The organism is Aquimarina sp. EL_43, from assembly GCF_943422735.1.
GTDB classification, from domain to species: Bacteria; Bacteroidota; Bacteroidia; order Flavobacteriales; family Flavobacteriaceae; genus Aquimarina; species Aquimarina megaterium.
The window spans coordinates 1871107-1889917 of the sequence record NZ_CALSBR010000001.1; the positions used below are offsets into that span (position 1 = coordinate 1871107).

The 18811-nt window shown below is 33.3% G+C and carries 18 protein-coding genes; 14 read left to right on the forward strand and 4 right to left on the reverse strand.

Annotation, left to right across the window (positions count from 1 at the left end):
- The first annotated feature begins 2 nt into the window (after positions 1-2).
- The 7 genes from NNL09_RS08455 (at position 3) to NNL09_RS08485 (ending at position 8264) form a co-directional block, all read left to right on the forward strand.
- Complete coding sequence (locus NNL09_RS08455) at positions 3-881, forward strand: tetratricopeptide repeat protein (RefSeq protein ID WP_196910952.1); 879 nt, start codon at positions 3-5, stop codon at positions 879-881.
- 55 nt (positions 882-936) lie between these two features.
- Positions 937-2703, forward strand: a complete 1767-nt coding sequence (locus NNL09_RS08460; protein ID WP_025665304.1) for a BatD family protein — start codon at positions 937-939, stop codon at positions 2701-2703.
- Between the two features lie 3 nt (positions 2704-2706).
- On the forward strand, positions 2707-3456 hold the full coding sequence (locus NNL09_RS08465) for a tetratricopeptide repeat protein (protein ID WP_025665303.1): 750 nt from the start codon (positions 2707-2709) through the stop codon (positions 3454-3456).
- 78 nt (positions 3457-3534) lie between these two features.
- Complete coding sequence (locus tag NNL09_RS08470; RefSeq protein ID WP_025665302.1) at positions 3535-3864, forward strand: hypothetical protein; 330 nt, start codon at positions 3535-3537, stop codon at positions 3862-3864.
- A gap of 124 nt (positions 3865-3988) precedes the next feature.
- Positions 3989-5545 (forward strand): SulP family inorganic anion transporter, encoded by a 1557-nt coding sequence (locus NNL09_RS08475; RefSeq protein WP_196910951.1) that lies wholly within the window; start codon positions 3989-3991, stop codon positions 5543-5545.
- A gap of 102 nt (positions 5546-5647) precedes the next feature.
- The gene (locus NNL09_RS08480) at positions 5648-6280 is read left to right on the forward strand and encodes a carbonic anhydrase family protein (RefSeq protein ID WP_025665300.1); all 633 of its coding nucleotides are present in this window, start codon (positions 5648-5650) and stop codon (positions 6278-6280) included.
- Between the two features lie 97 nt (positions 6281-6377).
- Positions 6378-8264, forward strand: coding sequence for a SulP family inorganic anion transporter (locus tag NNL09_RS08485; protein WP_025665299.1), 1887 nt, complete (start codon positions 6378-6380; stop codon positions 8262-8264).
- A 55-nt stretch (positions 8265-8319) separates the two neighbouring features.
- Here the strand turns inward: NNL09_RS08485 and NNL09_RS08490 are convergent, their stop codons facing one another.
- A complete protein-coding gene (locus NNL09_RS08490; RefSeq protein WP_196910950.1) occupies positions 8320-8826 on the reverse strand; it encodes a CvpA family protein in 507 nt (168 codons plus the stop codon).
- A gap of 172 nt (positions 8827-8998) precedes the next feature.
- Between NNL09_RS08490 and NNL09_RS08495 the strand changes: the two genes are divergently transcribed.
- Entirely contained in the window at positions 8999-9241 is a 243-nt protein-coding gene (locus NNL09_RS08495) for a hypothetical protein (protein ID WP_025665297.1), read from the forward strand.
- A 5-nt stretch (positions 9242-9246) separates the two neighbouring features.
- Positions 9247-9522: a hypothetical protein gene (locus tag NNL09_RS08500; RefSeq protein WP_109851048.1), complete on the forward strand. Its 276-nt coding sequence runs from the start codon at positions 9247-9249 to the stop codon at positions 9520-9522.
- Here the strand turns inward: NNL09_RS08500 and NNL09_RS08505 are convergent.
- The 3 genes from NNL09_RS08505 to NNL09_RS08515 all read right to left on the reverse strand — a co-directional run bounded on the left by NNL09_RS08505 (position 9519) and on the right by NNL09_RS08515 (position 13634).
- Positions 9519-12083: a TonB-dependent receptor gene (locus NNL09_RS08505; RefSeq protein ID WP_196910949.1), complete on the reverse strand. Its 2565-nt coding sequence runs from the start codon at positions 12081-12083 to the stop codon at positions 9519-9521. The genes NNL09_RS08500 and NNL09_RS08505 overlap by 4 nt on opposite strands.
- 78 nt (positions 12084-12161) lie before the next feature.
- The gene (locus NNL09_RS08510) at positions 12162-13064 is read right to left on the reverse strand and encodes a FecR family protein (RefSeq protein ID WP_196910948.1); all 903 of its coding nucleotides are present in this window, start codon (positions 13062-13064) and stop codon (positions 12162-12164) included.
- A 57-nt stretch (positions 13065-13121) separates the two neighbouring features.
- Positions 13122-13634 carry an RNA polymerase sigma factor gene (locus NNL09_RS08515; protein WP_025665293.1) on the reverse strand — a complete coding sequence of 171 codons (513 nt, stop codon included), beginning with the start codon at positions 13632-13634 and terminating at the stop codon, positions 13122-13124.
- 75 nt (positions 13635-13709) lie between these two features.
- On the opposite strand from NNL09_RS08515, the gene NNL09_RS08520 reads away from it, so the two are divergent.
- From NNL09_RS08520 to NNL09_RS08540, 5 genes are all read left to right on the forward strand, one after another.
- Complete coding sequence (locus tag NNL09_RS08520; RefSeq protein ID WP_196910947.1) at positions 13710-15287, forward strand: 7TM domain-containing protein; 1578 nt, start codon at positions 13710-13712, stop codon at positions 15285-15287.
- Positions 15288-15370: 83 nt separating this feature from the next.
- Positions 15371-16249, forward strand: coding sequence for a sugar-transfer associated ATP-grasp domain-containing protein (locus NNL09_RS08525; RefSeq protein WP_196910946.1), 879 nt, complete (start codon positions 15371-15373; stop codon positions 16247-16249).
- Positions 16250-16281: 32 nt separating this feature from the next.
- A complete protein-coding gene (locus tag NNL09_RS08530) occupies positions 16282-17415 on the forward strand; it encodes a hypothetical protein (RefSeq protein ID WP_196910945.1) in 1134 nt (377 codons plus the stop codon).
- 191 nt (positions 17416-17606) lie between these two features.
- Positions 17607-17963: a hypothetical protein gene (locus NNL09_RS08535; RefSeq protein ID WP_025665289.1), complete on the forward strand. Its 357-nt coding sequence runs from the start codon at positions 17607-17609 to the stop codon at positions 17961-17963.
- Between the two features lie 70 nt (positions 17964-18033).
- A complete protein-coding gene (locus tag NNL09_RS08540; protein ID WP_196910944.1) occupies positions 18034-18801 on the forward strand; it encodes an AraC family transcriptional regulator in 768 nt (255 codons plus the stop codon).
- The last annotated feature ends 10 nt before the right edge of the window (positions 18802-18811 follow it).

The window sequence follows — 18811 nt, forward strand, 5'->3', positions numbered from 1 at the left end:
GTATGAAAAAGATTTTATGTGTTATATTATGTTTTCAGATAGGGATCATATGTTCTCAGGAAGAGAATCGTGATCAAATTATTAACGAAGCAAATCAGTTTATAGCTACAGGTAATAAAGTTCTGGTTAAAGATGGTAATTTTCCTAAGGCAGAAGGAGAATACAGAAAAGCAATTGCCAAAAATCCTGTAAACCCTACAGCAAAGTATAATTTGGCTAATGCATACTATAATTCTGAGAAATATGATGAAGCTACTCATCGTTATACAGAAGCAGCTAAGGTAGCTTCGGCTAAGTCAGAAAAACATAAGGCGTTTCATAATCAGGGAAATACTTATATGGAGCAAAAAAAATATAAAGAAGCTGTTGAAGCTTATAAAAATGCGCTTAGAAATAATCCCAAAGATGATGAAACGCGTTATAATCTGGCATTGGCCAAGAAAATGCTAGAGCAACAGCAACAGCAAAATGATCAGAATAAGGATAAAGACCAAAACAAAGATCAGAAGGAAGATAATAAAGATAAGAAAGAGGGCGACGATAAAGAAGATAAAAAGGGAGATGATGGAGATAAGGAAAAAGAAAAGGGAGAAGATCAAAAGGATAAAGAAGGAGATAAAGGAGAGGATAAAAAAGATGAGGGAGATAAAGAAAAGGATGACAAGGGTGAGCCTAAAGATGAGAAGGATAAAGGAAAAGATCAAAAAGAACAGGAAGGCGAACCTAAAGATCAACAACAACAACAGGTTCAGGGTAAATTATCCCCAGAACAGGTTAAAAGCTTACTCGAAGCTATGAATAATCAAGAAAAGAAAGTTCAGGATAAGATTAACGCCAAAAAAGCTCAGGGATCAAAAGTTAAAACAGATAAAGACTGGTAATTTGATAAAAGACATGTTAGGTTTTAAGAATCTAATGGTCTAAATAGCATAAAAAATGAAACTAAAACTAATTTTTCTAACACTATTTCTGGCCACGATGCAGCTTGCATTGGCACAGGTGAGGTTTGAGGCTAAAGTAAGCAAGAAAAAGTTAGGTGTAAATGAAAGATTACGAGTGGATTTTGAAATGAATAAAGATGGAGACAATTTTACACCTCCTTCCTTTTCGGGGTTTACTGTTGTAGGTGGACCTAATCAATCTATTAGTAATTCTTGGGTTAATGGAAAACGATCATACGCCAAAACATTTAGTTATTTTCTTGAACCTACTCGTAGAGGACAATTTACTATAAAGCAAGCAACTATAGAGATTGATGGGCAGACGTATAAAACATTACCCATTAGAGTTGAGGTTACAGGTGCAGTAGATAAACCAAAAGATGGTAATGATACTGATTTTGTGGCAAGTGAAAACCTTCATCTTATAGCAGAGGTTTCTAAATCAAACCCCTATTTAAATGAAGCAATTACAGTAGTGTATAAACTGTATGTTAGTCCGAGAATTAGTGTAAGTAACTGGAGAGAGCTAGACAGTCCAAAATATAGCGATTTTTGGAGTCAGGCGATCGATATGAAACAACTCAAAATTGAAAATGGAGAATATAAAGGAGAACCATATCGTTATGTAGTACTTCGTAAAACAGTACTATATCCACAAAAGACAGGTAAATTAAATATAGAACCTCTTACGTTAACCGTTTCTGTAGATGTTCCCACAAAAAGAAGAGATATTTTTGGCGGTAGACTGTATACGACAGTTAATAAGACTGTTGCTGCAGGTAATAGAGTGATAGAAGCAAAACCTTTACCAATACAAGGAAAACCAGATGATTTTTCGGGCGCAGTAGGAGATTTTGATTTTAAAGTAACCGCTAATAAAACAGAGTTGGATGCTACAGAATCCTTAGATGCCAAGGTTTTGGTTACAGGTAATGGTAATTTAAAGCTATTTGATTTACCAAAGCTTAATGTTCCTAATGGTTTAGAACAATATGAACCGCAGCATAATGAAAGAGTGCGAACAAACCTAACAGGTATGGGGGGTAGCATATCTGATACCTACACCTTAGTACCACAATATAAAGGTAAATATCCTATACCATCTATTTCGTTTTCTTATTTTGATTTAAAAACAGAAACCTATAAAAGAATTACGTCAGACGAGATTGTAATTAATGTAAAAAATGGCCCTGATGGGGGAGATACTGTAGTGACATCAGAATCGGGAGGAACAAATAAGAAGCTAGTGACTCAAGCTGGAAATCAATTTAGATTCTTAAAACTAAATGCAGAACTTCAGGCTATTCAAAAAGAACACTTTTTTAAGTCTACCGCATATTGGTTATCATTAACTGCACCATTATTAGCAATTCCTCTATTCCTTTTCTTTGGTAAAAAAAGGCAAGAACGGCTAAGTGATATAAGCGGGAACAGAGTTCGTAAAGCAGATAAACTGGCTCGTAAATACCTTTCTGAAGCTAAAAAAAATCTAGGAAACCAAAAGGAATTCTATATTGCTATGGAACGAGCATTGCATAATTATTTAAAAGCAAAACTACATATCCAGACAAGCGATATGAGTAAAGAACGTATCCAAAGATTATTAAAGGAGCGTGATGTTGAAGATGCAATATCTATAGAATTTATTGCATTGCTAGAGAGTTGTGAATTTGCAAGGTATACTCCATCTTCTACCTCGGCAATGCAACAAGATTATGATAAAGCCTCTAGAGTAATTGCCTCAATAGATAAACAACTATAATGTATGAAAAGAATAGTTGAAACACTTATTTTTTTAAGTATAGCATTGGGTTTTTCTCAAAATCAAGAAGCATTTCAGAGAGGAAACTCATTATATAATCAAGAAAAGTATCAGGAAGCTATAGATGCATACAAATCGATTTTGGATGCAGGTCAGGAATCAGCTTCACTATACTATAATCTAGGTAATGCAAACTATAAATTAAGTAACATAGGTCCTAGTATTTTTTATTATGAAAAAGCGTTAGCATTATTGCCTAATGATGAAGATATCAAAAACAACCTGGCTTTTGCCCAGAAAGCAACAATAGATGCAATAGATGTAATCCCAGAAGGTTTTATTTCGAGAACATTTAAGAAATTTACGAATATGATGGATTTTGATAGTTGGGCATGGTTTTCGGTGATCTGTATTATTGTATTTGTTATCCTGTTTATTTTATATTATATAGCACATAGCTCTACAAAAAAGAGAATATTCTTTGTGGGGTCATGGGCGATATTAATTTTGGGATTATTTGGAGTATTCTTTGCTTTCTCACAATACAATTATATTAAGAACAACCAGTTTGCAATCATTTTTGCTCAGGAAACAACCATAAAAAGTGAACCAAACCTTAGAAGCGAAGAAGTTTTCGAACTTCATGAAGGAACCAAAGTACAGGTGACAGAAACCGTAAATGATTGGAAAAAAATTAAACTTGCTGACGGCAAAATTGGTTGGATTCCTAAAACAGATTTAAGAGAGTTATAATTGATCAATAAAATTTGCAATACATTAACAACATTTGAAAGCAATACTGTTATTTTTGCTTTCTAAAATTACCCTATAGTGATTATCAAACTTCAAATAGCAAAATTTCTAATTCTTTTTGGCTTTATTATAAGTATAGCCAATTATGGGATAGAGCTATTTGACATGTATAATAAAGAAAACACTTCAATGATTTTGGGTTTAGATGACTCTGAAGAAAAATCTGAATCCAAAGAAAATGATAACTCAGAAAAAGAGGATAAAAAAGAAAAAGATAAGATTTACCAAGAAAATCCGGTAAACCAAGCTGGATTGGCTGAGTTATACATTAGTTTGTACTCTTATTTTTACGCGCATAATACTTCGGTTTATCTAGAACAGAAAACCCCTCCTCCAGAAGTTTCATAAAGTATATTATCGACGCCAATTTTGAATACTGATGCTTTACATGAGTAAAGGGTCTGTACATTCTTTTGGTAATTTTTTTATTACACTAACACTTATGTTAAATACAAATTGAATTATTATTGCTATGAGTTTTTTTAAAACATTAAAAAATGATTTACCGGCAAGTGTTGTCGTATTTTTTGTGGCACTACCGTTATGTTTAGGTATTGCCTTAGCCAGTGGTGCTCCCTTGTTCTCTGGATTGATTGCAGGAATCATTGGAGGTATTGTGGTAGGAGTCCTAAGTGGTTCTCAAATTGGAGTGAGTGGACCAGCTGCTGGACTGGCCGCTATTGTATTAACCTCGATTGGATCGTTAGGAGGTTTCGAAAACTTTCTGGTTGCCGTTGTTCTGGGTGGAGCTATTCAAATAGTACTGGGATTATTAAAAGCAGGAATAATAGGATATTATTTTCCTTCTTCTGTAATTAAAGGAATGCTCACCGGTATAGGAATTATCATTATCCTGAAACAAATCCCATATTTCTTTGGATATATTCCGGGAAAAGGAGAAGGTGCTTTTGAGCAGATTTTTAATTCTTTTATAGATTTAAGTATAGGAAGTACCCTTATTGCCTTAATAGGTTTGGGAATACTAATTCTCTGGAGTAATGTACTTACTAAAAAAGCAAAAATATTCCAATTAATACAAGGGCCTTTAGTAGCCGTTGTTGTAGGAATTGTATTTTATAAAATACTTGGCCCATCAGGAACTTTAGGGATTAACCCTAAAAGCTTGGTAAACGTACCAATCCCATCAGATATATCTAGTTTCTTCGGGCAATTTAGTTTTCCTAATTTCGAAGTGATCACGCAGGGAGATGTGTGGTTAATTGCTTTTACTATTGCTCTGGTAGCAAGCTTAGAAACGTTACTTTGTGTAGAAGCTACAGATAAAATTGATCCAGAAAAAAGAGTTACTCCAACAAATCGAGAGTTATTGGCACAAGGAACAGGAAATATCATTTCGGGACTTATAGGTGGGTTACCTATTACTCAGGTAATTGTTCGTAGTTCTGCAAATATCCAATCTGGAGGTAAGTCAAAACTTTCTGCAATTGTTCATGGGTTCTTTCTATTAATTTCGGTAATTGCTATTCCAAAATTACTTAATTTCATTCCTCTTTCTGTATTGGCAGCTATATTATTAATTGTAGGATATAAGCTGGCTAAACCTGCCACTTTTGCCACTATGTGGAAATCTGGTTGGAAACAATTCGTACCTTTTATAGTTACTGTTTTAGGTATAGTTTTTATCGATTTGTTGTGGGGAATCGGACTAGGATTGATGGTAGGAGTTGTGGTAATTTTATTTAAGAGCTATCAAAACTCACATTTCTTACATATAGAAGATGAAAGCGATGGAAAACGTAAGGTAAAAATGACTCTTGCAGAAGAGGTAACATTTTTCAATAAAGGAGCCATCTTAAAAGAACTTGATAGTTTGCCAGAAGATACTTATCTTACCTTGGATGTTAGAAAAACACGTTTTCTGGATTACGATATTGTAGAAATTCTTGAGGATTTTTCTGAAAAAGCAAGAAACAGAAATATTGATATTAATCTGATTTCAGAAAGAGGTATTGTCGAAAATCCAGAGAGTTACATTAAGTTTTTTAAGCTTAGATCTAAAACTGCATAAATTTTTAAACAAAGAAATGAGCCACCAATAGATACGTTAAATTAGCTGAAATATTAGATGGTAAATTTCATCACACAATTATAAATAATAAAAATATAATAAATGAAAGCACATACTAAAGAAACACAGGCCGCAGTTACTCCGCAAACTGCACTACAGATGCTTAAAGAAGGAAATCAGAGATTTCAGGATAAACGTATGGCAGATAGAAACCTTTTAGATCAGGTAAGTGATACTAAAGGAGGACAATATCCTTTTGCTACGATCCTTAGTTGTATAGATTCAAGAGTTTCTTCAGAATTAATTTTTGATCAGGGGATTGGAGATATTTTCAGTGCTCGTGTAGCTGGTAATTTTGTTAATGAAGATATTCTGGGTAGTATGGAGTTTGCCTGTAAGCTTGCAGGAACAAAACTAGTTGTGGTATTAGGACATACCGCATGTGGAGCCGTAAAAGGAGCATGTGATGATGCTAAACTAGGAAATCTTACTGCTTTATTAAGTAAAATTAAGCCTGCAGTTGCCGCGGTTGCAGAACCAGCCGCTCCTGCTGAAAGAACTTCTAAAAATATTGATTTTGTTAATGAAGTAGCTATGAAAAATGTAGAGATGACCATTGATAATATAAGAAACCAAAGTGAAGTGCTTCGTGAGATGGAAGCGAATGATGAAATTAAGATTATTGGTGGAATGTATGATATTAGTGACGGAGGTGTCAAGTTTTTTGAAGGATAGGACTCCTAAAATTTTATTAAAAAAATACCGATGCCTCTAAGTGTCGGTATTTTTTTAGTATTTTTTAGAAAGTTTTAACAAAAACCAGAATATATCGATGAAAGGATTTTTCAGTAATTTAAAAGGAGATACCTTTGGTGGATTAACCGCAGGTATCGTTGCATTGCCGTTGGCTTTGGCGTTTGGAGTGTCATCGGGATTAGGGCCAACAGCTGGACTGTATGGTGCTATTTTTATTAGTTTTTTTGCAGCTTTTTTTGGTGGTACAAATACGCAAATTTCAGGTCCGACTGCTCCTATGACTGCTGTAAGTATGGTGGTTATTGCAGGAATTATTGCTGCCAATGATGGTAGTGTTGAAAAAGCCCTTCCGGCAATCTTAACAGTTTTCTTGTTGAGTGGATTGATGCAAATAGGATTAGGAGCTATTGGTTTAGGAAAATATATTAGATATATTCCTTATCCTGTAGTTTCTGGATTTATGACAGCAATTGGTGTCATCATTTTGCTCACGCAAATATTACCTTCATTTGGTTATTACCCAAAAGAAGATGCAGAGTTTGTAGCTCAATTCAAACCAGAAGCAGAAGAAGTAATCCTCGAAAATATTCTTAAAGAAGAAGCTGCAGAAGATATTTTGGTACTCGAAGATTTTAAAGAAACCATCTCAAGAGCAGAAAAAATTACACAGGATGATATCCTACAAGAATCTCAAACGCTGGCAGCAAAAGAAGCTTCAGGAGCTTTAGGAGCTATTAAAGTCCTTCCAAGAGTTATGAGAAACATCAATTGGTTAGAGTTATTGCTGGCTATTGGTACTATTATCATTATCTACGGCTTTAAACGTATTACCAGGGCAGTACCAAGTACTCTGGTTTCATTGATAGTGATGTCTGGTATTGCTTATGGTTTTGGGTTAGACTATAGACCAATAGAAGAAATTCCAAGCGGATTACCTATTCCTAAATGGGAGATATTTACTGGATTTAGTCTTGCTAGTATTACTCCATATATTTTTACAGCACTTACATTGGCGTTATTAGGAGCGATAGATTCGTTATTGACCAGTGTAGTGGCAGATAATATGACCAAAACCAAACATAAACCTAATAAAGAATTAGTAGGACAGGGAATAGGAAACAGTATCGCAGCATTGTTTGGAGGTATTCCTGGTGCTGGTGCTACTATCAGAACAGTGGTAAATATTAATTCTGGTGGTAAAACTAAATTGTCAGGAATGATTGCAGGGTTAGTGTTGTTTATTGTTATGATGGGACTTGCTCCGGTAGCTTCAAAAATACCTGCTGCAGTACTTGCAGGAATATTGATTACTGTAGGGATTGGTGTAATGGATTATAAAGGGTTAAAAGCAATACCAAGTTTACCAAGAGATATCAAGGTAGGGCCTGTTAAGTTAAGTTCTGAAGTATTGGTTATGTTAATCGTGTTGGTATTGTCTACCTTCTGGAACCTGGTTTACGCTGTTGGAATCGGATTAGTGATCGCATCACTTATGTTTATGAAAAAAATCGGGGATCTTACCGCAGAGCGTTCTGATGTGAAATCACTTAAAGAAGAAGCATGGAAAGATGAAAAAGGTTTCCCTACTAAACTAAAAGAAGAAGTATTTATCAAACATCTTAAAGGCCCATTATTCTTTGGTTCTACGAGTGATTTTCAGCAATTGGCCGCTCAGATCCCAGACACCTCTTCTGTGGTGATTATGCGTTTAGATCGTATGCAATATATGGATCAATCTGGTCTATATGCAATGGAAGAAATGATTATGGATTTACAGCAAAAGGACATCAAAGTTCTTTTTGTAGGATTACTAAATCAACCAAGATATATGATGGAACGAATTGATATCATTCCAGATTTGGTTCCTTCAACCTGCATATTTGAAGATTTTGATTCCTGTATCGCCTATTTAGGAAATATCGTAGAAGATACAGTGTCGAGTATTTCATTTGATGAAGATTAAAAACTATTAAGACATAAAACAAGAAGATCAAGCTTTTCTGGATCTTCTTGTTTTATTAAATCTCTTGTTCTTTCTTGTCAACATTTTTCAGGATATCAGGCAATATCATTGGTGCCAACTTCCGAACAGGAGTGTATAATACAGAAGAATTAAGCGTTTCTTCTTTGATGATTGTAATATTTCTATTTAAGGCATCTATAAAAATAATAATAACACTGGCGATAAATGCCATTTTCAGCACTCCAAAAGCACCGCCCAAGAGTTTATTTAAAATGCCAAGCGCTGCATAATCTGCTATTTTGGTAAGAATCTTACCAGCCAAAGAAACAAGAATAACCACTACAATAAAAGTTATTGCAAAAGCTATTAATTTCATAGCTCCTTCTTGCCAATTTACATATTGTTGAAGATATCCCCCAACAATATGCGAGAAGTGAACAGCAATATAGATACCTACTATAAGAGCAACAAGAGAAGCTAACGAGGAAAACAATCCTTTACTAAATCCTTTTATTAACCCCCATAACAAAAGAATTCCTAAAATAATATCGATGTAATTCATTAATAAATGATTATTGAATCTCAAATATAATTCTTTCTGTGTATAAGTACACATTCAATTTTGCTTTGTGAGATATACTCTTACTAGAATTTGTTTTGATAAATGATATTCCTAAAAAGATGATATTTTAAATTTTTTATATATTTAGCATATTATATATATAATATATACTATGAGAAAAATAATAGATATTGATGAGCAAATAATCCCTAAACTTAAGATTATAGCAGCAATAGAGGGATCTAGCGTGAAAAAAATTATGGAAAAGGCCATCATCCAATATATAGAACAAAAACAAAAAGAACAGATGGATTCACTGTCTTTGGATCAAAAGGAGGACTTAGGGTTATTGCTTTTGATGCAACAGGCAAATGCACAGGTCACAGTAAGTGAAGAAGAATTATTTAATTCCTAGCAGACATGGTACTAAAAACCTCTTCACAATTTGCAAAAGATTTTAAAAGCGTTAAAGATGTTTCGTTACGGCATAAGGTGAAAGATGTTCTGGAATCATTAAAAACTGCCAAAAATGTAAATGATGTACCGCATTTCAAAACAATAAGTGGTAATGATAAGGCATACAAGATGGGCATAGGGTTTTACTATTTGGTAGGAATTATAACATCAGAACAGGAAATAACATTGATGCGATTATTACATCGGGATGAGGTTCTGCAAATCATTAAAAACACCTAAAAATAGATTCTTAAAACTACATTAGGAGTAATTCCTAAGGACTCTTGCTGCAATCTATCCAATTCTATTTCTCCGGTAGTCGCATTATCATCTACCCTATAGCTTATAGAGATAGGCACTTGTCTATTATATATATTTTGTATTGAAGCTCCTATTTGCCCTTTCCAATTACTAGTTTTGTTGAAATCAAATCGATAAATGGCAGAGATATCTAACCTATGATATTCTGGTAAACGCTTTGCATTCGCAGCTCCATATTCAATCTCGTCGTTTACAAGATCAGCATCGGTAAAAGGAGCTCCAGATCGCCATAACCAACCCAAAGAAAATTCCCAATCATTAATTTCATATGTATTAGAAATTCTAAAATTATGAGTGATGTCGTTATTCCCAGAGAAAGAGGTTTCCTGTATTTCAGGAAAAGTATATTTGATATCGTTAAAAGTATATCCTATCCAGGTTCGAAAATTTTCGAACTTCTTTTTTAATAATACATCGATTCCATAAATTATACTTTCTCCTGTAGATAAATCACTATTAATTGTATTAAATCCGTTGGTGACCGATGTTAGACCATCAATATTTTTATAATAACCGTCAACCTCAAAATTCCAACCTTTTTTAGAGAATAATAGCCCTGTAGAAAACTGAGTACTTTTTAATACAGGAACTTCTTGATTGGCATGTATCCATAAATTATTTTCCAGGCGAAGCTGGGTGTCTTCAAACTCGATTAATTGACTTATTGGTTGATATCTAAGTTCTCCCGTTGCTTTTATTCTTAAAAGATTAGTAATAGGATACTCAATATTTACTCTGGGCTCAATATACAATTGATCGATTATTGAATAATGGGATGTTCTTATTCCAAGATTGATAAAACTCTTGTTTTTTGGTAAAAACTTATAGCTTGCATATATAGTATTTGCATTGTTTTTTACGCTGCCTGACTCATTTATCGGTGTTTCAAATTCAGCTTCTCTTGTGATTGCATAAAACACTTCACTATTAGAAAATTGGTATCCCAGCATGAGTGAATTTTTGGGGTTAAGGTCATATGTGATATTAAAATCTAATCCAACATCTTTTACGGTATTCTTTCTAACCGATTGTCTTTCTATTTGTAATTCTTGCCTTTCGGTAAACAAGTAATCAGAATCATACTTAGAATAATATGCTTTTAAACTATGATGAAAATGCTCTAGTTTATCGCCTTCCCAGGAAAGACTAGCTCCTTTATTTTGAATTTCAAGATCATCGGTAATCAAATCTTCTTCATCGTTAATTTCGAAAGCAAGATCATTGTTGGTATAAATGGTACTCGCTAAAATTTTGTCATTTTCTGAAGCATCAATAATGAGTTTTGCACTGGCATCATAAAAGAAAAAGTTATTTTCGGCAATTGCTTCTTCGCGTTCTTCTTCATCGTCATCATCTTCACCTGTTGCAGGAGTTTGATTAGGATTCTCAACTATTTTTGTATTCTGAAATACTTTTTCAGAAAGTGCATTATAGGTTGGAGTTTCAAAAATATCGGTATAAGATCGTCTGGCAGAAAGTATCAAACCTACAGGTTTTGTCACAGGAACTTTCATAAAAATATCGGCATGAGTACCATTGACTCCTGCACCACCACTAAACTTTTTTGGTATCTTTTTATCACTAGAAATATCAATAACACCCGATACTCTATCGCCATATTTTGGATCTGCACCTCCTTTAAATATTTTGGCACTATTAACTACATTGGGGTTAAAAGCAGAAAACATTCCGAAGAAATGACCGGTGTTATACATTTTTATATCATCCCAAAGGACCAGGTTCTGATCTGGGGATCCACCTCGAATTTGTATTCCTGTTGCGGTTTCGTCGGGACTGTTTATTCCGGGAATAAGTTGGATACTTTGAAAAATATCAGGTTCGCTTTGACCGGGAAGAATACCAATTTCTTCATTCGAAATTCTAAATGAGCCGTCAATGTTTTTGTCAATTCCGGTAGTAATGTATTCTACAATAAGCACTTCTGCCAAAGAGGTGCTTTCGATGAAAAGTGGAATTCTGGGACAACTTGAAGCTTTAAAAGAAGAAGCCTTCATCACTTTGTCTTTATAACCAACATACTGTATGGTGATCGATTCGTTCTGATCGATAGTTCCTAATTGAAAAAAACCATCATCATTAGCAATTGTACCTGTTTTAGTACTTTCAATACTTATAGAGGCATAGGAGAGAGGTTCGTTGGTAGTTTCGTCGAAGAGATATCCACAAACTTCAACTTTATTGCTGGGAGAACTAACAACCACCTGTCTATCTGATATTTTTTTAAAATTAAGATGTGTTAGTGTTTTTAAAGTAATCAAAACCTCGTCCAACGGAGTATTGTTAATAGTCAATGTAATGATCTTGTTTTTTACGGTTTCATTACTGAATGAAAAAATGAGATCATACGATTCTGATAACTCGTTAAGTACCTGTTGTAAAGGTACCTCATTGTAGCTTTTGGTGATTTGTGCTTGTATAGAACATGTGCAAAAAAGTAAGAGTAGCAGAGTTTTTTTCATTGTATGGTTGGGTTTTAGAGAATTCTAAAACGTTAAGATTCTTAAATAATTAATGTGCGAATTGATTGATTTCTGAAACTAGGGTACCGATAGTAAAACAGTAGTCCCGTTAACTACATATTCTATCCCCATAGGAACTAATACTGATTCTAGGGCAATACTTAGATCATTATAATTAAACCCACCTGTAAACAACTGATTCTGATTAATTTTATCACGTCTAAAAGTTATATCATATTGCCTCTCTAATTCATCCAATACATGTATTAATGGAACACTATTAAAAATGCTCTCTCCTTTTTTCCACAAAGGCTCCTGATCTGTTATGGTTTCGTCTATAAGTTTTTTGTCTTTTAACGAAACACCATTCCCTTTTTGTAATATCTTTTGTTGGTTATCTTGTGTCGATACCCGAACTTTTCCTTCATAGCAAGCTACACTAAATTCGGTAGCTCTACTCTTTACATTAAATTGAGTTCCTAAAACTTCGATTTTTCCTAATTTGGTGGCTACCGTAAAATTAGAACCAGAAATTACTTTAAAATATGCTTCTCCTTCTAAAGTGATTTTTCGATTTTGTGACCAGAAAAAGCGTCTATGAGTAAGCGTTGATGCAGCGTTAAGATCGACAGAGCTTCCATCGGGTAAAACAACAGCCAATTGTTGTCCGGGATCTGCTGTATAACTCACCGTATTAAAGAAAAGTCCAATAATTAATACTATAGAGGCTGCTGCTGTAAAAGTATATACGATTGGCTTTAGGTTAATTACCTTTGCTTTTTTGGGCCGATAAATTTTGCCTAAAGTTGTGGCTAATGATGGTTGTAGATCAAAAGAGGGGGCTTTAAAATACGTTAGTCCCTCTACGATTTTTTTATAATCATCGTATTCAGGAAGCTTTTTTAACTCTTCTAATTCTTCGGGGCTAAGATCGTTATTTAACCACTTTGCCAGATATGTATTTTCCTTTTCGTCGAGCATAATTTCTACCTTGTATCAGGAGAATAACAGCTAAGGTGTAAAATACCCTACCGTCTTTTATATATTTTTAACCAATTTTCTTAATTGCTTTAATGCATTATGCATTCTTTTTTCTACTGCTTTTACCGAAATGTCTAGCATTTCGGCAATTTCATTATATGTCTTTTTATCAATTCTATTGAGTAGAAAAACCTCTCTTTGGCCATCAGAAAGTTCGGAAATGGCATTCTGAAGCTTATCCATGAACTCCTTTTCTTCCATCACATAATCCGGAGACTCTATATTTTTGGTGCTACGAGGTATTTTTGCATATTCTAGTCTTACCTTCTTATGAGCAACTTGATTTAAAAATAAGTTATTAGCAACGGTACACAAAAAACCTTTAGTTCTCTCAAAGATTACCTTTTTACAGTTATCCCAAAGTTTTATAAATGCCTCTTGCATTACATCTTCTGCTTGTTCCTTATCCCCACATTTGTAGTAAATAAAATTTCTTATATCCTCAGCATGTGTCTCGAATAGCTTGGTGAATACGGGTTGTTCACAAACAGATTTTGAGGATTGGGTCATAAAAAAAAGAATTTTTTTCGATTTGAGGTAGGGTGAAACAGTTCCTACCTGTTATTAATCCAAAAATAGCTGATTATGAATTCGAAAACAAATCTTAAAATCGCATTAACTATAATTTCAATAATTGCCATAATCGCAATAGGATTTAAAATAAAACCAATTCTCAATAATTATGACAATTTTAATCCTGAAAAAGTTTATAAAGTAAACTACAGGTTTTTTTTTAAATCAGGAGATAAAAACACTTCATTAAAAACATATATCCCCAGTAGCAACTCCAGACAAAGAGTTTCTAATGAAAATATCAAAAATGACAGTACTCTGTCTTTTGTTAAGAAAGAAGAAATTGGCGAAAATATAAGAGCAATTTGGAACACCAGTGAGAGAAATACATATCATTCTGTAGATTATGAATTTGTTTTCGAAGGAAAAGATAGAAGTTTTAGAATCCCAAAAGTCTTTAATGTTGCATCGGGCAAGTATAGAAAATATCTTAAACCTACAGAAAATATACAATCTGATAATGAAATTATCAATGAATTAGCGACTCAACTCGGACAAAACACTAAAAATGACAGAGAAGTAATCAAAAATGTTTTTGAGTATGTATATGCTATTCCTTCGGCACCAATCATTACACTCACAGATGCTGTAACTACAATCGAACAGAATAGCGCTTCTTGTAATGGAAAAAGCAGATTATTTGTAGCGCTAAGTAGAAATTTGGGATATCCAGCAAGAATAAAAGGTGGAATTATTGTAGAAAATACAGATAAAAGAACATCCCATGCCTGGGTAGAAGTATTGATTAATGAAACATGGGTTCCTTTTGATGCATTAAATAATCATTTTGGGTTTTTACCTGCCAATTACTTAGAACTTTATCGAGGAGATAAATCTTTGATTACTCATACTGCGGGCATTCAGTTTGATTATACCTATAAGATGGAACAGGTACATCATATTTCTTTCTTAAAAATGAATTCTGAAGAAATTGGTAACCTACCAGGTTTTTCTCTTTGGCACCTGATCGATAAAAATGTAATACCAACGGGAGCTTTACATCTTTTATTATTACTGCCTATTGGGGGATTTTTGGTTGCTTTTTTAAGAAATATTGTTGGATTAAAAACTTTTGGAGTATTCCTACCAGTGTTGATAGCCTTTTCTTTATTGCATACAGGTTTTATCTCTGGAATTGCAATTTTTGTGGGACTTATTATGTTTATTGGATTAATATCATATCCTTTTGATAAACTAGGGTTATTATACACTCCAAAAGTGGTGATCTCACTTACTACAATGGTATCTGTGATCCTTTTGGCAACACATTTTGGGGTTAAGAATAACATAGAGTGGCTTACTAAATTAACATTCTTCCCTATTATTATCCTTACCATTTCGGCAGAACGCTTCTCACGCTCTACTCTTGAAGACGGATATATAAAAGCTATTGATAAATTGTTTCAAACATTAATAGCTACATCAATTTCTTATCTCATACTATCATGGTCATGGTTGCCATCTGTACTGGTTTTATTTCCTGAGGTAGCTCTTTTAATAATAGCATTGTCCACATCGTTAGGGAGATATATCGGGATACGATGGGTAGAATTATTTAGGTTCAAGCCTCTTTTGAAAGCAGAAAAATAAAAAACTGCCTTTTTTAGGTAGGGTATATAAACACTCACCTGTTTCTATAGCAAACAAATAAGATAATACTAAAAGACACAAATATGTTCTCAATAATTTTCAATAAAAAATCAACTGCAGCATCTGGCGTAATTGGTTTGAATGAAAGAAACATAAAGCTTATTTATCCCAATAACCCTAAAAGGCATTATCCCTTAGCCGATGATAAAGTACTTACCAAAGAAATATTGCATCAATACCATATCCCTTGCGCAGAAACCTATGCAGTAATCGAATATAATAGTGATATTAAAGAAGCATGGGAATCCTGCAAACATTATCCTTCTGTAGCAATAAAACCAGCAAATGGTTGTGGTGGTGGCGGAATTAAAATTCTTAAAAAGGACAAGAAAGATAATTGGATATGCAACGGTGAAATGATTACCGATCGAGAAGTATTTCAACATATGGCATCTATAATTATGGGATTTTTTTCGTTAGGTTCTCACGACAGGGTACTTATCGAAGAATGCATAGAGCCACATCCTTTTTTTCATGAGATATATCCACAGGGAGTACCTGACTTTAGAATCATAACACTTAATAAAATACCATTAATGGGAATGTTAAGAATGCCCACAGATAGGTCTGATGGTAAAGCCAATCTTCATCAAAATGGAGTAGGTATAGGTATCGACATGAAAGAAGGAAGATTATTAGAAGTATATGATGGCAAAGAATATAGCAATCATCACCCAGATAGTACATTTTTGGTTAATGGTACCCCCATACCATACTGGAAAGAAATTTTGGAAATATCTATAGCAACGGCTAAGGCATTTCCATTAAACTATCTGGGGATTGATATTGTGATCGATAAAAATAAAGGCCCGCAAATTATGGAAATCAATGTTCGACCTGGCCTTGGGATTCAGCTAGTAAATAAAACCGGATTAAAAGAAGTAATAAAAGAAGCTATTTAAATAACGCATTAAACAAAAGAAGAAAAATTGTAATGGAAAACAGAAATATAATACTTGCTGTACTCATCCTTTTTATATACGCTGTAGGCTTTTCGCAGAGTAAAAACACTTTCGATATCGAAACACAGGGAGGGTATGAATACAACTATTTTAAAAGCCCTAAAGAAGTAAGAGTGAATGATAGTGTACTTTCAAAAGAGGATTTGATATCAAGTAGCATCTATCAGGATATCTCAATCAATTATAAGTACCGCTATAAATGGAAAAAAAACAGAATAAGGTTGTCTTTAAATCCTTTTTCAAGACTATTCTATGAGAATTTTGATGATAGTTATTGGAGCTTGGATACAAAAGCAAAATATGATCACAGATTTACTAAAAAAACTATTTTTTTGACCGAAGTTAGATTTAGAAGAATGAATAGAGAAGGTTTGGGCGGAGATCAAGATGTATTGATTAATCCATTAGGATATACAAACTATGGTGCTACTGCAGGAATAAAACTCATGCCTTTTAATGTTAATGAGATGACATTAGAAGGGTTTTATAACTTCAAAAATTTTGATGCTTTTGGAGTAAGAGATCTACAATTTGATGAGTTTGGAGTTCAATTCTCCAGTGTGCAATCCTTTACTGTAAATCGATTAGAACACAAGCTAGGGTTGAATACATATTTCAAAAAAAGAAAGTATGATACTTTTAATGCTAGCGAAATAGATACAGACGGTGAAAGAGATTGGGACTACATAAAAGGAGGTTTGTTTTATGAATTACCGTTTAGCGAGAAATTTAAAATAAAGCCCAATTTTGTGTACTACACAAGGATCGATAACTCTACCGGGCGTTCTGGATTTAATCAGTTTGGTCCGGGAATCAATATGAGATATAAAAATAAAACAACCAAAGTACGAACCTCTATGTCTTTTATTACCAGAAAATACAAAGAAATTGAAGCCAGAAATACCGAAATGGCAATAGGAGAAAATTTGAAATATCAATATGCAAATTTTAATCTAAATGCTTCGCATAAAATAGGAAATGGGTTTTCATTAATCGCAACATTATATTCTAGGGTGAGAAGTACAAATTATACAGATATAGATGCCCGTTCTTTCAGAAATTATAGAAATCAATATGCAGGAATAGGTGTTCTATGGGAATTATAAGATATTCCCTTATTATTTATTGTTAGTTTTTTAGGTTAAGCGTTACTTTTGTAGCGCTTAACTTTTTAATAAAATCCAGCAGGTAAAATTATGATTGAGAGTATTCGAACTATTAATCTAATTCATCTTGCTTAAAAGTGATTTTTTTAAATATCTAAAGTACATTTGACAACAATAATTGAGTAAGGAGAATGGCAAGAGACGAAAAATTAAAAGAACGCTGGGAGATCCTGGTAAAAAAACTGTCGAATCAATTTGCAGATGGAGAAGATTTAGACCTCGACGGGATTATATATCTAATAGGAGTACAAGAATTGGGTCAATTACACCGTAAGTTTAAAAAAGACGAAAAATTAGATTTAATGCATATTGCCATATGTCGGCTCTTAGAGCCTTATGGATATTATGAATTTGACTATTATGATGATGACGGTTGGCCACATTATAAGATTAAAGAACAATTACCTAGTCTTAAAGCAGGTGAACAATCTGTTTTGATGAAAGAAGCTATTGTAAGTTATTTTTTGGTAAGTAGGTATATCGTATAATTACAGTATCGAGAATAAAACAAGATATCAACATCGCGATTTTGGGAAAATAAATTTCTCTCAAAGTAATATGCCAACAATTTACAATGGTAAAACAACAGGTATTGCTTTAAAATATGTGATAGAAGGAAAAGAACATTATGAAACGAATATAAATCGATTAAATGTATATAAGAATCAATTTATTATCCTGAGAGAAAGTATTGACTACCAAGTGTATTCTAAAAATATAAGTACCAAAGGTTTCTGTCTAGATATCAATCCAGAATTATTAGATATAGAGATATCAGATTTTTTGAAAAATGATTTATTATTTAATCAACCATTTTCAGGAATTTTATCTACCTCATTAGGCAAATCTTTATACGATTTTACTAACACCAGTACGAAGACTAAATTTGCTCAAAAACCTATAGAGATTATTACTAAGCTTAAAGACGATTTACTCTACTTTCAAAATGATCTGACCATAATCGGAAATGGTTTACAAAACATAACCAAAAGGATTTACACACAAAAACTTCTTGTTTCAAAACTTTTTGAAGCAAGAGAATATATTCATTTATATTATGCACATAAAATTTCGCTAAGTATCCTTGCCAGTATATCAGGCATCTCTAAATATCATTTTGCCAGAGTTTTTAAAATTTGTTTTAAAATGACTCCGTTACAAATGCAGGAACAGTTGCGAATGGAAAAAGCCAGAGAACTATTACATAGTGGTAAGATTTCTTTAACTTCGATAGCATATCAATTAGGATATACAGATTTAGCTTCGTTTTCTAAAAGATTTAAAAAATATTACAAAATACCGCCTTCACAATATGAAGTGATTTAAACTATTCTCA

Coding starts and splice junctions, on each gene's coding strand:
- NNL09_RS08455 (WP_196910952.1), top strand. CDS start 3: ATGAAAAAGATTTTATGTGTTATATTATGTTTTCAGATAGGGATCATA.
- NNL09_RS08460 (WP_025665304.1), top strand. CDS start 937: ATGAAACTAAAACTAATTTTTCTAACACTATTTCTGGCCACGATGCAG.
- NNL09_RS08465 (WP_025665303.1), top strand. CDS start 2,707: ATGAAAAGAATAGTTGAAACACTTATTTTTTTAAGTATAGCATTGGGT.
- NNL09_RS08475 (WP_196910951.1), top strand. CDS start 3,989: ATGAGTTTTTTTAAAACATTAAAAAATGATTTACCGGCAAGTGTTGTC.
- NNL09_RS08480 (WP_025665300.1), top strand. CDS start 5,648: ATGAAAGCACATACTAAAGAAACACAGGCCGCAGTTACTCCGCAAACT.
- NNL09_RS08485 (WP_025665299.1), top strand. CDS start 6,378: ATGAAAGGATTTTTCAGTAATTTAAAAGGAGATACCTTTGGTGGATTA.
- NNL09_RS08490 (WP_196910950.1), bottom strand. CDS start 8,826: ATGAATTACATCGATATTATTTTAGGAATTCTTTTGTTATGGGGGTTA.
- NNL09_RS08495 (WP_025665297.1), top strand. CDS start 8,999: ATGAGAAAAATAATAGATATTGATGAGCAAATAATCCCTAAACTTAAG.
- NNL09_RS08500 (WP_109851048.1), top strand. CDS start 9,247: ATGGTACTAAAAACCTCTTCACAATTTGCAAAAGATTTTAAAAGCGTT.
- NNL09_RS08505 (WP_196910949.1), bottom strand. CDS start 12,083: ATGAAAAAAACTCTGCTACTCTTACTTTTTTGCACATGTTCTATACAA.
- NNL09_RS08510 (WP_196910948.1), bottom strand. CDS start 13,064: ATGCTCGACGAAAAGGAAAATACATATCTGGCAAAGTGGTTAAATAAC.
- NNL09_RS08515 (WP_025665293.1), bottom strand. CDS start 13,634: ATGACCCAATCCTCAAAATCTGTTTGTGAACAACCCGTATTCACCAAG.
- NNL09_RS08520 (WP_196910947.1), top strand. CDS start 13,710: ATGAATTCGAAAACAAATCTTAAAATCGCATTAACTATAATTTCAATA.
- NNL09_RS08525 (WP_196910946.1), top strand. CDS start 15,371: ATGTTCTCAATAATTTTCAATAAAAAATCAACTGCAGCATCTGGCGTA.
- NNL09_RS08530 (WP_196910945.1), top strand. CDS start 16,282: ATGGAAAACAGAAATATAATACTTGCTGTACTCATCCTTTTTATATAC.
- NNL09_RS08535 (WP_025665289.1), top strand. CDS start 17,607: ATGGCAAGAGACGAAAAATTAAAAGAACGCTGGGAGATCCTGGTAAAA.
- NNL09_RS08540 (WP_196910944.1), top strand. CDS start 18,034: ATGCCAACAATTTACAATGGTAAAACAACAGGTATTGCTTTAAAATAT.